We start from the raw sequence: 13294 nt of genomic DNA on the forward strand, positions 1-13294 counted from the left end.
TTTAAGATGGTGAAATGAAACGCAACGGCTGGACTCTGATAGAAATGATGACAGTGCTGTTGGTGATTATTACTTTCAGCACTGTCGGACTTCCTTCCTGGCAAAACTTTATCAGTAAACAACGCGCTCAGTCTTACATGAAGCAACTGAGTCAGCAGCTTACTTATGCCCGGATGCTAGCGAGTGGACAAGCCACCAGTGTCAGAGTTTGCCCCGGAGTGGGCACCGAATGCGATAGCAATTGGTCGCAACAACCATTGCAAATTAGTCAGTGGCAGCACAACAGCTGGCAGCCGGTCAAGGAATTGCCAAAAGTCCACCCTGCGCATCACCTCAGTTACCACCGCACCCAACTCAGCTTTCGGCGTGATGGAAGTTTGGGCCCACTGGAAAATGGCAGCTTTCGCTATTGCCCGGAAGCAGGTATGAACTGGCATTACACCCTGACCATCAATCAGGCGGGTCGAAGCCGGTTGCAGTATCAGGATGAACCCTGCCCTGATGGCACTTAACCCCTTTAGCGCCAACAACTATCGGTATATGGAACTGCGGTATTTCGTTGCCCAATCTGATTCAGACTAAACGCCCGGCACTCCGTATCCTGGCTCTGCAAGCCGATAGCCTCAGCCAGCAAAAGATAGCCCATACCTTCATTTTGTAACTGTAAACTCAGCTGATAACGGCCAGAGTTGGTCTGTGGACGCTGCACTCCAAGCTCCTCCAAAGAGTCGCTGTATCGACGAAACTCACTGAAATACAACTCCTGTTTTGTTGCCAGTGTCATCAATGCCTCCGTAGCTTCTACCCGGTGGCTTTTTACCACCAAGCGCGTATAAGACGGGTAAGCAATCGCTGCCAACAAAGCAATAATCACCACCACCAGACACAGCTCGATCAACGTTATTCCCCGGCCGGCTTTCATCAATAAGCTCCCTCTTCCAACCAAAACTGAGCAACTGCCCGCTGCTGTGGCCATTCGGCCAGATCCAGTGCCTGGACACAGTTTAGACAGTCACTGCTGATCTCCAGTATCTCTGGCTGCACCAACTGACGCTGCTCTTCTTGCAGCAGCCAAAGTGCAAGTCGCTGCTCTGTTTTTATTAGCTGCCATCGTAAAGGCCCTGCTTGCTCCAGTTGGAGTTCAATCCCAGGCGACAAACTGTGTCCAGAATGCATATGAAGAATTAACACACTGATATCAACAGGGCCATCTGGGCAGCTATGCTCTGCAGTATCCTGATGGAGGACCGGCAGATACAGAACACCAGCATACAATTCAGGCAGTTGCATTGCCAACCCGGCCAATGGCCGCCGCCAGCCTGCAGCCTGCTGTTGCTGATGCCACAGCGCTACTACCTCATACTCCGGCCGGCTGAACTCGGCCTCACTCACATAGGACTGTATTTGCTCGAACTGCCAGGGCGTTGATTGCTGTGGAAAGATCCGCAGTGCCAACATCTGCTCTGAGCTATTTACTGGATCGTAAGCCAGTAGCAACAGCTGCTCAAACACCTGATGAGCGCCATAGGCAGTCAAACTCATCTGGCTTTGTACCACACGATGTCGTGAAGTAAACCGCCAGCCTGCGCCACTAAGATCGGCAACAAGTGTTCTCTCAGGCAGACGCCTGCCAGCCTGGCTATGACGGTACACCTGGCCGCTAGCGGTTACCTGGTAGTCTGTAGGTTCTTCATGCGCTGGAAAGCAGCTCAAAGGCTCAAATACTGGATTCAAGCCAGCTAATAGCAACAGCATTATCTCCAGCTTAATCATCAATGCTTTCCTCCGACAACTGAAGTTGTACCACGATACTCCCTACGCCGGCACTGAACCATTGCTGCTCGGCAGCAGTTACCAGTAAGTAGCGACTACAGGTTAACTCACTCCCGGCCCAGGCCGCGTACAAGGCTGGACACTGCGCTGCTTCGCTGAGTAACTGCCTGGCCACTTCGTTCCTGTACTGCCGATGCTCCAACCAGCTTTGATGGCGTAGTTGCACTCCCTGTTGCCCACTATCTGCCACCCGCATGCTAAGAAGACTGCTTTGCAGCAAAGCCAACGACAACATCACCAGCACACTGGCCAACAACAAAGTCGTAATCAATGCAAATCCTTCAGCCTTTTTCATCACTCAGCCTCCCTGATACTGCAAAGCAACATTGTGCAGGTACTGGGTGCTTTGCAATTGTAATCGTCGATAATGATCGCCCGGCGCCTGAAAGCCACTTTGCCCCATCGGATACCAGTGCTCGTTCAGATAACGAACATCAGCTTCCAGACTACGCACTACCACATAATAACTAATGGCAACAATACGCTGCTCCTGCTGGTACCAATGCTCGGCCTGCATGTGCGACAGTGGTACAAAGTAATTGGCACGGCCATCCAGAGTACTATCGATGCCAAACTCAAAGTACAGCACCTCAACCCCGTCTATCACTGAATCCGTATGGATGCGGGGCATTCCGGCAGCACTGCGGATCAAGCGCTTGCGCATAAGTACAGGAATATCATCCTGCCATTGCACGTAGAATAACTGATGAAGGTATGGCCAGAACTCAGCCGCGGGATCGGTTGTGGCACTATCACTATCGACCAGCTTTAATTCTGAAGCCAGTACCTGCAGATAGTATCGATTGTTCTTCAGTTGCTCAAAGCTTAGCGGCTGGGCCAGTAAGCGCTTAAACTGCAACACAGAAGAGTTTGAAGCCGCTCGCCCAAGGCAACTAATACTTTCGCCACGGCCATATTCAGCATACAACGGTACCAACAGCAGACCTGCTTGTGGAAAACTTCCACTGTCGTCCGCTAAGTGTCGGCATTCACCGGACACCACCCCAAACGGGGCAGATAATTGACGTATGTCTGCCAGAGTAAAACCAGCCCAGAACCCAAGCTGCTGCAATTCAGTCTGCAGCAGGTTCAAGGTAAGTTGTCCTTGTTGCTGCAGCATGGCCAACTGCATGGTTTCTCTGCTCATTTGACTTTGCTTGCTGGTGGTCGCTAGCAACACCAAAAGTACACTCAGCGCCAATGCCGCGGCGATCATTAACTCTACCAGGCTCAGTCCCCGCTCTTGATGGCTGAACCTGGTCATAAAGCAACCTGCACAGTCAGTGATAACAGTCCGCTGGCAGCAATACAGAGCTCATTATCAGGTGTTTTTTGCAACAGCCGACCTTGCCAATAAATGGTCAGTTGCAGTGAAGATGCATCATCGCCGATGCAGTAGCCACCATGCGCGAGTACAAAAGCTCCCTGCCACCAATGTTGTTGCCACTGCTGATGCAACCAGGCAGCCAGTTGGGTAGAGGTGCATGGCTCGTCAGCAGTACAAAGAGGGGGAGCAGGGGGAGTTGAAGCTGTGTGATAACCGGCGGCTTGCATCCGGTTAAGCCAATCCATTGCCATAGCGGCAGCCTGAGTGCGTTGTGTTGCCTCGGCCACGATTTGTCTGGCATGCAGCTGGCCAGCCAAAGCTCCTAACACAGACACTTTCAGCAGTAACACTGCCAGCAAGACTTCCAGTAAGCTAATTCCTTGTTGTAATCGCATATCCTTATGCTCAAAAGTTAATTTAAATTAACTATAAAATTACAACATAAACCATAAAAGTCAAACAAAAAACCAAAAAAACTACCAGCAATGTTTTACTGCAACAACATCATCTCTGCCTCCAACCAGCTTAGTACCGGCTTGATTCATGCCAAGCGAAGCGCATGCGGTATCATTAATTTGCACACCTATCGCTGTGGCCGTTAGCGTATAAGTACGCTGTGCTTGCTCACTGGAGTACTCAAAGCGGTCACTGGTTTCCTGTCTGCACTGTAGCTGTGGTAAAACGAAATCCTCAGGGTTGTATCGCATATTTTGGGTATAGGTCCGTTCCATAAACTGTGACAGCTCTAATAAGCAACCTGTTGCCGCAGTTCGATGACTTCGCAAAACATGATTTTGATACGAAGGATAGGCGACAGACGCAAGAAGCCCAAAAATGACCACTACAATCATCAATTCAATTAAAGTGATCCCCTGCTGAGTCACATTTGATGTTCTCATTAGTTTATCATCTCCCGCCATGATAGCCGCCCTCGGCGAATCTGCAAATTAACCCGACTGGCATCAATTGACACTCTGGAGTCACCTACTGTCATCTTATCACCAATAAAAACAGGTTCACCCGGCATACCATCAAACTTTACTCCACTTGCAGCACTACCATCAGGCAAAGCATCTGACGCACTGAACTCATCATCACGAGACAGATCAAAGAAATGATAATTCAAGCGGGATCCTTTAAATGGATCAACTGCCATAATCCAGCCGTCCCCTTGCGGATTACACAAATCCGAATCCGGAATAATGGTGTTCATGACCAAATTACCACCGATAAACCTTGGTTTCGAAATGATCCGCTCCCTCGCGTCAGGCAAGTCCATAACCCAGCCTCGTTTACCATCCATATCATCGTCTGCTGCAATAGGGACACTCCGGGCTTCGCGGCTTTCTTCAGTATCAGGATTTACATAAGTAATGTTTGTTGTTATCCGATTGACCAACTGACTTCTACTTGTAATTGGCATCCCATCTTTAATGCCATACCAACTTTGAATATCATCATTCACACTATCACCACTTTCGATAAATTTTCCCGTTCCAAAAAACACCCACAACCCTGCTGTGTCTGGATGGCTTTGTAAGGTAATACCACCGGTGATTGGCTGACGATTAGTAGATGCATCTCGGGCTACAAACAAAGGCTCCCCCGCATACGCTACACTCCAAGCGACACTCGAGCTTGAACTTAAATCGAACTTCCAGACATTTCCCTGGAGATCACCGGCAAAAAACCAATCGGTATTGCCATTTTTGTTATGATCCCACCCCTCTATCTGACCCAAACCAGCAGTGCCACTGCCTGAGGTTTCCAGTTTGATAATAGGGGCGTCAGCACCTTCTTCTAAGTCAATGACCAACAAGCCAGATTTTGCTGCACTGTTGTTGTATCCATAGCCCATCACTACAGACCAACGGTCATTGTTTAAGCGGGTAATAACTGGCTTATGTGGCATGATGCCAAGTTCAGGCACTTGGATATCCCAAAGCACTTTCACATTAGCCGGATTGGTCACATCCAAGGCAAAGACCCAATTACCACCTCGACCAAGAGTGCTTACCAAAACGGTGCGCCAAGAACCACCAATGTAGACATCAGCTACTGTAGGTGAACCATCCACAAAAAAGCGGTGTTCATAATCAATATTTGCAAAGTTCTTTAGTTGCGAGCCAGGAGCCAGCATTGCTTGTGGAATGTAAGCAAAAGTTTCTTGACCGGCGGCGGCATTGGCAGGATCTGCAATGAAGCTATGCAACATGCCATCATTAGCACCCACGTATAACCTCGGCGCACGGGATTTTGTTGCATTCAAAAATGCCTGATAACTGGAGGCCCCATCCCAGTTATTGCGTTGCAAGTTACGGTTTGGTGACTCACCCACAAAGACCGGAGAAGAATGTGCTATGTCACCCAACAACGAAGTGCGCTCCCGTAGGGTACCTGTCGGGTTAGTATCCGTTTTTTCTTGTGCCTGCAATCCCCGGATATAATCGACGATTACTTGATTCCCTAAAACACTTTTCTCTTCTGAAACCAAATTATCCCATGTGAAGTCAAACTGAACTGGATTTGCTCCATCTCCCCGGCTTGACTGAATATTTCGAGCAGTCCAGGGCGGAAAATTAGCCGACCACTGTACATTCAAAGTATCCGCATCCCGACTGACTAAAGCACCGCTCCAGGAAGATGTATTAAATGAAGCCTGAAACACACTGTTATCTTCTTGCAATGATGTAGTCGTAGCAGCTAAGTTTGATGCAGAAGCAGTCCTATTTACAATGCTTCTAAGCGTATTAGTCAATTCCTTGCTGAAAGTGTCAGGGTCCTGAGCACTGAAAAATCCCCCGCGGCTATTCACTCCAGCGTGCAATAAATCATCAATTTTTCGTGGATTGGAATTAGGTTGGGGCCAACGACTGTCATTAATAGGCCAGTCTTTTGCTACGTCAGGGTCAAGTGTACCAGCTACCCCAAGCCCTACACCATAGGTCACCATATGTTGCCAATTGGCCGGATTCAGAGAGCTACTAGGCACATTGTTTGGTAAAGCCGGTCGTAAATCAGTTTTCCAATAATGGTAGGCGATGTCAGCTAGTGTATTGCTGTGACCATCCCCATCTGTATCACCAACTCCTGAATAGCTATCATTATAAAAACCATCAGTCATCAACACAGTAAAGTTTTGCCTGCAAGAAACCAAACCACTCCCCGCATTGAGTGGATCAGCCAGATAAGGTTCATCGGTACTAAAATAATTCCCTGCAGCAACTAAGGTATGCCTCAAAGGAGTCCCGGAGGTGGTATCCGGTTGCCCGTAAAGCCAATTGTAAAATTGATTTTTGCCAGCCCCTTCAAACGCCCTGACTCCACGCACCACCCGGGGACTTTTATTGAGCTGGCCATAGCCCACACGCATGGTTTGCGGCAATGTCTGAAAAGCCCGACCAATACCAGCCTTAGATGCCATCATACGGTTTCGGTAATACGAATACCAATTGGCAAAGTTTTGCTGGATATCAGTACCTTGCTCAGCAACTATATAACGTTTATAGCAAGCGTAATTATTTCTGTCGTCGCAAAGATCTGAATCAAATAAATAATAATCTGCCTCACCGGCTTCACCACAATATTGACGTGCACCACCATTCTGATAATGCCAGGTTGCTCTGTAGTTTGTGCTAAGATTGACATTGCCGGTTTGTGCATAACCATTGAACCAGGCGGCAGTAAAACTAGCATCAGGCATTGAGCTACCATCCGCTTTTAATGGTGCCCGGTATGTCAAATCCGGGTTAAAGTAAGAACTGTTGACATCGGGAGAGCGCCCTAGAGCTCTTTGCTCAACGGATGTTGTATTACCACACAGAGCGTTAATACTATCTGGCATATACGACCAGACCATCGATCCCGAATCGTCCAGCATAAATAAGATATTGGATGGTACATCACTTCCGGTTTGTAAAGGAACCGAAGGAATAACAAGCTCAGTGGAAGCATGAGCAGTCATCACTCCAAACAGCATGCTTAAGCTAAACAGGAGCCCTGTTTTTGAAGGCATTACATGGGCATTCAACATAAAAAATCCTCTTTAACCTTACAAACGCCAGATAGTTTGCATCAGCACTTCTGGAGTACCAGGTGTAACAATGTTTCGGGCAGTGATTCTAAAGGTTGGCGACAAACAATCCGGCTCAATGGTGGTTGCACTGGCGCAATCAGGATTAACTGGAGATGGCCACTCTCCCAGATACTCAATAAAGTATTCTGCAGTACCGGACATATCCACATTAATTGTTGGGGCAGTTCGCCATTGCGTAACGGGATCATGCCAGCGGTCAATTGCATTAAGCTCAGGTAGATCATAGAACCAGAGGTTTGCTGCAATACTTCCCCTTGGATCGGGGAGTTGATCAGCTATCCAATCTTCAGCAAACCGTAAAGCTGCTTCAACCTGCTGTACAGCCAACTGGCGCTCATACATGTTTGCTGTCATCCGTTCCTGCAACACCGAGCGCTGCATACTGGCAACAGATACCAAAGTGATGGCTAGCAATAACAACAATGCCACAACCAATACAGCACCGGACTGTCGGCTTATTTGTCTCATCACGCTACCTTAACCTGTTCCGAATTGAGGCAAAAAATCGAATTGTTCGCATATCTATTGGCACATCAGCCGCAGCAAAGGCGCTTGGATCCATCAGCAGCTCAACCTGAACACCCACTACATTACCCATATTTAAAGCTGGCGAAAACGCGACGGGTCCAAAGGGTAAATCCCCCTCCTGGTAGGCAAAGCTTACATTAGCTACACCAAAGAGTACTTCTTCGCGAACTAAACTTCCTCCAACCACTACTTCACGATACAACGAGTGAATATCCGGATTATCAGTACTTGGTGCAACCAGCCAAAGCACGGATTCAAAACGCATCAGCATAGAGCCCCCCGGGAAAATCCTGGGTCTTGCGCTTGAACATACAAAAGGGAACTCAAAACCTAAATCTGTTGCACAATTCAGAGGGGCAGCTGCAGCATGGTTGATCGAGGTATCCGATCTGGCAGACACCTGGAACACACTGGATAAAGTATCGTCACATAACATGGCAATATCTCCAACCCTGAGCGCCGAGCTATTATTGACAGTCAATGTCGGCGGAACATGATTTAAGACGGAGACAGTATCACCAGCACCATACATCAGTCGTAAAGACTCACTATCACCATGAACACCGGCGGCAAAACCTTCGATCCCGCCACGCCATTGAGACCAGTCAGGTGTACCTGTAATAATACTGACAACGCGCCCAGAGTTATTACATCCAGCAAAACCAGCACTACGAATATCTTGTGACATCATTTGAAACGCCAGTCTGGCACTGCTTTGTAGCGTTGCTAACTCGTGATTTACTCTACTGGTTGCCTGGTTTGAAAGAAAAACTCCGATTACACCAGCTAACAATACCAGGCCAAGCACCAGCGCAATCATTAATTCAACCAGGGTAAAGCCATGGCTCTTTTCCCCTGTTGTCATGGACGAGCCTCCATCACAACAATCGAGCTGGCATTTAAACGCTGATCCGTCCAATCGATGGTTACGGTATAAACACCATCATTCCAAACCACAACAGCACACTCAGCAGTCACTTGTTTAACATCGTCCTGCCAACTTTTGGTGACAGGAATACCACCAACGCCCTCACAGTCATCCATCACAAATGCATTGGTTCTGCCTATTGACCCCGTTGAACGCATTACCTCAAAAAGTGTTTCGGTCAGAATCACCGCCATAGCCCGCTCATGAGCTGTGTTGGTACTGCGCAAACTGACAGACTGCAAACCTACCACCCCCAGAATACCTACTCCCAACACCACCACAGATATTAGGACCTCGAGTAAACTAACACCTTTTTGTTGCGTCACTGATGACATGGATTTCATTATGTTTTTCCTAAGATGCTAAACAGTCTTCATGCTGTTCACTAGTAACAGATAATTGACCGCCAGATCGAATCCGAAGATTGCGAGCATTGGGTTTAACAGTTGCTGTAGGCGCACAAACTCTCAACGCAGCAGTCAAAGGTATTCGTTCGCTGGTCCGCAGTAAGCCTTGCGGCGTTACCAAGATTTGATGGTCAGTGCTATTTAGTGTTGTACTAGGCCTAATCACCAGTTGAGAGGATTCCAGCCAACCACTACGTAATACACTACCTGCTTCTACACCAGTGTTTGCTGCTGCCATACCAACAAGCCAGCCTTGCCACCCCTCAGCAGGTGCTGTGCTGCAACTAGTTCCATCCGAAGAGTGACAAAAGATAACGTTAGCATTATTTTTAACCGCCTCCGTTTTAGCGTATTCGATAGCAGCCAGCAATTGATTTGCCTGTGCGTTAAGACGGTTTGACAGTATTAGGTTACCAAAAGAGGGAACAGCCACTAAAAGCACTACGGCTAACACAGCAACAGTCACCATCAGTTCTATCAGTGTAAATCCCGTTTCTTTGCCAGGGTCAACAGCAGGCATATAGAGTGCAACATAATAATTTCAGATTCTACAAGAGTAATGCGCAGCCAGTGAATTACCAGCCAAAGCAGATAAACGGCATGACCTACCGATAAACGGTCAGAGCGTTCGATGCTGCAGCAATTGCTTTAAACGGCTAACTTCGCGTCGGCTTACATCCAACCGTTCACAGCAGCCTCTTAGTTCCACCTGGTACCCCTGAGTACTTTGATGCAAGGCAATAAAATGCTCACGATTGATCAGTGCTTTGCGGTGGATCCGCAACAATTGCGGGTATTGTTGCTCCAGTTGCTTTAGGCTCTGTTCGAGCAAAGCTTCCCCTTCAGTGGAAACCAGGCGCACATACTTATCTTCAGCTATCAAATACAGCACGGCCGATATAGGTACCTGCCGGATGCTGCCAGCCAGTTGATAGCGGATCACCTTTTCTTTTTGCGCTTCCAACAAAGCTCGGGTTGGTTTAGCCAACCGTTGCAGTACCTGCCCCAGCGACTCTGCGGATATAGGTTTCACCAGATAACCGGCAGCAGCGACTTGCAGCGCATCCAGCGCATGCTGTGGATGCGCTGTTACAAAGACCAGAGCCGGCGGAATACTCAACTCAGACAAGGTCCTGGCCACCTCCAGACCATTTAACTGAGGCATTTCAATATCCAGCAGCACCAGATCAGGCTGGTGTTGCTGACACAGCTGCAGCGCCTCTGCCCCATGCTGTGCTTCGGCAATCACCTGCCATTCCGGATAAGCCAGCAATAACCGCCTTAAACGTGAACGGGCCAGGGGCTCATCATCAACCAGTAACACTTTCATGGCCGAGTCTCCGGCTCAGAGTAAGGCAATACCAACTTCACCCGAAAATGCCCATCATTGCTGCTGCAATGCAGTTGTGCCCTGTCCTGGTACAACAGAGCCAGGCGTTGGCGTATATTATCCAGTGCTATGCCATTGCCTTTAGCTGAGCGTTTGGTATCTGGCAGGCTATTGATAATGAGCAGGGTCACAGCCTGTCTGCTTTGTACCAGCTCAATACAGATGCGGCCACCATGCTTATCGGGTTCAATCCCATGATAAATGGCATTTTCCAATAGCGGCTGCAACGTCAGTACCGGCATCATCACCTCGGGCACCGCATCACCCAACTGCCAATCGACCCGCAGGCGTGCACCCAGGCGCCACTGTTCCAACGACAAATACTGCCGTGCTAATGCGATTTCATCCCGCAGTGATGCCTGTCCTCCGGCTTGCATCGCGGCCCGAAACAATGCCGATAAGTCCAGCAGCGCCTGCTCAGCAGCGCTTGGATCCTGATGGATCAATTCGGCTGCGGTATTTAAACTGTTAAAGAGAAAGTGTGGCCGGATCCTGGCTTGCAAAGCATCCAGTTCCGCTCTGGACTGAGCAGCGATACGGACACTTCGCTCTAAATGCAGCAGACAAAACTGTATCACCAGCAAGCCAACTATCATGGCCACAAACAAATTGGACCAGAAAAAGTACGCAACACCAGTAGGAGGACGCCAACCAAAGTTGGCAAGAAACATCCATGCCAACAGACTAATCAGCAATGTAAAAAGTAGCAGGGTCAGTAAAACAACAGCGCCTTGCAACTGGGGTGAAAAGCGCACCAGCCTGGGCCTTAGATAGCACAACAGCGTGATACTAAGTAAGGTTGTCCAGTGTACAAATAAGCTGATCACACCAAGCCGAAGCCAGACATCGCCCTGAGCCCCGGGCGCAAAGGCCAGCAAAATAGCCACAGCTTGTGATAACACCATCACAGCCAGCACACCGCGGTTTTGACAAAAAGCCGGCAACAATAGCGGATGGGAGAAAGAGTCAGCTTGGTTCATCGAAACACACTAGCAAAAAAGTTGCTTCTGACTATAGCGCTGTCGATGCGTTAAAACCAGCCCTCAAACACAAAGCGCGGTGGTATCGGTTCAGAGCTGCCACCGCCGGGTTCAGTCTGTGCCAATGCCTGATCAAAGATCAGATGCCCATCCCCGCTTAGTTGGATCGTTTTACCAACAAAAGCGCCTCTAAGCCTCAAAGCCGCACCTACTTCCACATGCGCCTCCGGCGCATAAATAGCCGCATAAGCATCTTGCACGCCACCATGAAAGCGCACACCATAGTCAGTACTATCGCCAGATTGATAGCCAGAATAGATGGCAAGTACCGGATAACCATCAGCATTGATGCCTTGCGGCGTATGGCCTGCATCATCCTTAATTTTTAACCCTGCCGCCATATCGACCTGTCCGGCAACGATCAGGGTTAAACTGCTTCCTTCAGTGATATTTAATACCGATGCACCACTAAAACGTACATCACCACGCACATACAAGGTAATATTGCCATCAATACGTAAACGGGTACTGGCCCCGAAGTGTAGGGATTCCAAAGCGTAGATGGCACGGCTACGCTCCAGAAAGGTGACCATTTGAGGCTGCAGGTTCAGCGCAAAGCTGCCTGCCTGAACAAAGCCTTCGCTGCTGGTAAATTGATAGCTATCATGGCCATTCGTCATCGATAATGACGGCAACGCAGAGGACACAAGCTCATCCAACAGCTGCACCTGGGATACGATACTCAGGGGATCACACAACCGCTCCTCCGCTGCTGCTGAATGCGGCTGATCAACCTCCAAAGGCTGCACTGGCTCGACATAGAGGCCAGGATGAATGCGACCAGCTGCGGCAGGCGTCACCGCCATACCTGAAATAACCTGATTACTAAGTGCTGCCCCAATCCAATGCTCCATGCTAATAGCTTGCATGGTGGTAAAATCACCATGCGCTGCGTTAATATTCAAATTAGTGACGGTCAAGCCACCACGGCCGCGAACGCCCCCCAGCAGGCTACTAAAACCGCTGACCTGGATATCACCATTGGTATGCAGTTCACTCTGCAACACAGCACTGTTGCTTAAAATCACATTCCCCAGAGCCTGAACGGACCCGGTTATCAGTGCCGTGGAGCTGATCCTGATATTGCCATTGGCATGCAAACGGCCAGCAACCGGCTTTGAAGTACCCAGGTGGATATTGCCGGTTGACAACACATCACCACTGATTTCACTGGCACCGGTTAGCTCAATATCTGCCCCATCACGCACCGTCTGTACCACCACGGGATCCGATAACATCTCGCCGGTTGAACTGTAACTGCTGATATCAGCACTGCCATTAAGCCCAACACCATCACAGCCAATAACACCGGATAAGAAAGGGGAACTGCCTGAGCCACCAGATGCTGTCAGCAAGCGTAAGGTGGCCTGCCGACTCGCCAGTGCATCGCTGTAACGCTGCCCTGCGGATGAAACAGCCAAGCGGTCATCCTGCCACTCGGCAGTGCTGCGGTACTGCCGGTTGCCACTGCCAGCCAAAGCGTCAAAGCCTGCCAGCGACAGCAACTCTGCTTCAGAAGCCTGCGGGTTTTCTCGTACCAGAGCATTCAAACGGTTAAAACTTTCAAATACTGCCCGCTCCGCCTGCCACTCTGCATTCAGGTTTTTTTGGAAGTTACCGGCCATCCGCTCCTGCGTTGCAGAGCTGTTCAGGGAGGTAAATACCACCAGACCGGCGACGGTCGTCAGCATCAATACAAAGACCAGCGCCACGCCCTGTTGCTGTTTGTTGTTCATCGGCATGTC

General features: G+C 49.2%; 15 protein-coding genes. 1 reads left to right on the forward strand and 14 read right to left on the reverse strand.

Going from position 1 to position 13294, the window contains the following annotated elements:
* The first annotated feature begins 14 nt into the window (after positions 1-14).
* Entirely contained in the window at positions 15-512 is a 498-nt protein-coding gene (locus tag QWF21_RS10340; RefSeq protein WP_330087972.1) for a GspH/FimT family pseudopilin, read from the forward strand.
* 5 nt (positions 513-517) lie between these two features.
* On the opposite strand, the gene QWF21_RS10345 is transcribed toward QWF21_RS10340, so the two are convergent.
* From QWF21_RS10345 to QWF21_RS10410, 14 genes are all read right to left on the reverse strand, one after another.
* Complete coding sequence (locus QWF21_RS10345) at positions 518-922, reverse strand: type IV pilin protein (RefSeq protein WP_330087973.1); 405 nt, start codon at positions 920-922, stop codon at positions 518-520.
* Entirely contained in the window at positions 922-1773 is an 852-nt protein-coding gene (locus tag QWF21_RS10350; RefSeq protein ID WP_330087974.1) for a hypothetical protein, read from the reverse strand. The genes QWF21_RS10345 and QWF21_RS10350 overlap by 1 nt, the downstream gene beginning before the upstream one ends.
* Positions 1766-2128, reverse strand: a complete 363-nt coding sequence (locus QWF21_RS10355; RefSeq protein ID WP_330087975.1) for a hypothetical protein — start codon at positions 2126-2128, stop codon at positions 1766-1768. The genes QWF21_RS10350 and QWF21_RS10355 overlap by 8 nt, the downstream gene beginning before the upstream one ends.
* Before the next feature lie 3 nt (positions 2129-2131).
* Complete coding sequence (locus QWF21_RS10360) at positions 2132-3097, reverse strand: PilW family protein (protein WP_330087976.1); 966 nt, start codon at positions 3095-3097, stop codon at positions 2132-2134.
* On the reverse strand, positions 3094-3555 hold the full coding sequence (locus tag QWF21_RS10365) for a hypothetical protein (RefSeq protein ID WP_330087977.1): 462 nt from the start codon (positions 3553-3555) through the stop codon (positions 3094-3096). Before QWF21_RS10365 ends, QWF21_RS10360 begins: the two co-directional genes overlap by 4 nt.
* Before the next feature lie 81 nt (positions 3556-3636).
* Entirely contained in the window at positions 3637-4080 is a 444-nt protein-coding gene (locus tag QWF21_RS10370) for a type IV pilin protein (protein ID WP_330087978.1), read from the reverse strand.
* Positions 4059-7193, reverse strand: a complete 3135-nt coding sequence (locus QWF21_RS10375; RefSeq protein ID WP_330087979.1) for a pilus assembly protein — start codon at positions 7191-7193, stop codon at positions 4059-4061. Before QWF21_RS10375 ends, QWF21_RS10370 begins: the two co-directional genes overlap by 22 nt.
* A gap of 18 nt (positions 7194-7211) precedes the next feature.
* On the reverse strand, positions 7212-7724 hold the full coding sequence (locus QWF21_RS10380) for a pilus assembly PilX family protein (protein ID WP_330087980.1): 513 nt from the start codon (positions 7722-7724) through the stop codon (positions 7212-7214).
* A gap of 4 nt (positions 7725-7728) precedes the next feature.
* Positions 7729-8649, reverse strand: coding sequence for a PilW family protein (locus QWF21_RS10385; RefSeq protein WP_330087981.1), 921 nt, complete (start codon positions 8647-8649; stop codon positions 7729-7731).
* On the reverse strand, positions 8646-9056 hold the full coding sequence (gene pilV / locus QWF21_RS10390) for a type IV pilus modification protein PilV (RefSeq protein ID WP_330087982.1): 411 nt from the start codon (positions 9054-9056) through the stop codon (positions 8646-8648). Before pilV ends, QWF21_RS10385 begins: the two co-directional genes overlap by 4 nt.
* 10 nt (positions 9057-9066) lie before the next feature.
* Positions 9067-9639 carry a GspH/FimT family pseudopilin gene (locus QWF21_RS10395; RefSeq protein WP_330087983.1) on the reverse strand — a complete coding sequence of 191 codons (573 nt, stop codon included), beginning with the start codon at positions 9637-9639 and terminating at the stop codon, positions 9067-9069.
* A gap of 99 nt (positions 9640-9738) precedes the next feature.
* Positions 9739-10449 (reverse strand): LytR/AlgR family response regulator transcription factor, encoded by a 711-nt coding sequence (locus QWF21_RS10400; protein WP_330087984.1) that lies wholly within the window; start codon positions 10447-10449, stop codon positions 9739-9741.
* Positions 10446-11489 carry a sensor histidine kinase gene (locus tag QWF21_RS10405; RefSeq protein ID WP_330087985.1) on the reverse strand — a complete coding sequence of 348 codons (1044 nt, stop codon included), beginning with the start codon at positions 11487-11489 and terminating at the stop codon, positions 10446-10448. Before QWF21_RS10405 ends, QWF21_RS10400 begins: the two co-directional genes overlap by 4 nt.
* Before the next feature lie 50 nt (positions 11490-11539).
* Complete coding sequence (locus QWF21_RS10410; protein ID WP_330087986.1) at positions 11540-13285, reverse strand: DUF7305 domain-containing protein; 1746 nt, start codon at positions 13283-13285, stop codon at positions 11540-11542.
* Between the last annotated feature and the right edge of the window lie 9 nt (positions 13286-13294).

It is taken from the genome of Alkalimonas mucilaginosa (assembly GCF_036327005.1).
Classification (GTDB): domain Bacteria; phylum Pseudomonadota; class Gammaproteobacteria; order Enterobacterales; family Alteromonadaceae; genus Alkalimonas; species Alkalimonas mucilaginosa.

Bases quoted from the DNA above. Each gene is read 5' to 3' on its own strand.
- QWF21_RS10385 (WP_330087981.1), bottom strand. From the start codon at position 8,649: ATGACAACAGGGGAAAAGAGCCATGGCTTTACCCTGGTTGAATTAATG.
- QWF21_RS10345 (WP_330087973.1), bottom strand. From the start codon at position 922: ATGAAAGCCGGCCGGGGAATAACGTTGATCGAGCTGTGTCTGGTGGTG.
- QWF21_RS10410 (WP_330087986.1), bottom strand. From the start codon at position 13,285: ATGAACAACAAACAGCAACAGGGCGTGGCGCTGGTCTTTGTATTGATG.
- QWF21_RS10375 (WP_330087979.1), bottom strand. From the start codon at position 7,193: ATGTTGAATGCCCATGTAATGCCTTCAAAAACAGGGCTCCTGTTTAGC.
- QWF21_RS10355 (WP_330087975.1), bottom strand. From the start codon at position 2,128: ATGAAAAAGGCTGAAGGATTTGCATTGATTACGACTTTGTTGTTGGCC.
- QWF21_RS10350 (WP_330087974.1), bottom strand. From the start codon at position 1,773: ATGATTAAGCTGGAGATAATGCTGTTGCTATTAGCTGGCTTGAATCCA.
- QWF21_RS10340 (WP_330087972.1), top strand. From the start codon at position 15: ATGAAACGCAACGGCTGGACTCTGATAGAAATGATGACAGTGCTGTTG.
- QWF21_RS10360 (WP_330087976.1), bottom strand. From the start codon at position 3,097: ATGACCAGGTTCAGCCATCAAGAGCGGGGACTGAGCCTGGTAGAGTTA.
- QWF21_RS10380 (WP_330087980.1), bottom strand. From the start codon at position 7,724: ATGAGACAAATAAGCCGACAGTCCGGTGCTGTATTGGTTGTGGCATTG.
- QWF21_RS10395 (WP_330087983.1), bottom strand. From the start codon at position 9,639: ATGCCTGCTGTTGACCCTGGCAAAGAAACGGGATTTACACTGATAGAA.
- QWF21_RS10370 (WP_330087978.1), bottom strand. From the start codon at position 4,080: ATGGCGGGAGATGATAAACTAATGAGAACATCAAATGTGACTCAGCAG.
- QWF21_RS10365 (WP_330087977.1), bottom strand. From the start codon at position 3,555: ATGCGATTACAACAAGGAATTAGCTTACTGGAAGTCTTGCTGGCAGTG.
- QWF21_RS10400 (WP_330087984.1), bottom strand. From the start codon at position 10,449: ATGAAAGTGTTACTGGTTGATGATGAGCCCCTGGCCCGTTCACGTTTA.
- QWF21_RS10405 (WP_330087985.1), bottom strand. From the start codon at position 11,489: ATGAACCAAGCTGACTCTTTCTCCCATCCGCTATTGTTGCCGGCTTTT.
- pilV (WP_330087982.1), bottom strand. From the start codon at position 9,056: ATGAAATCCATGTCATCAGTGACGCAACAAAAAGGTGTTAGTTTACTC.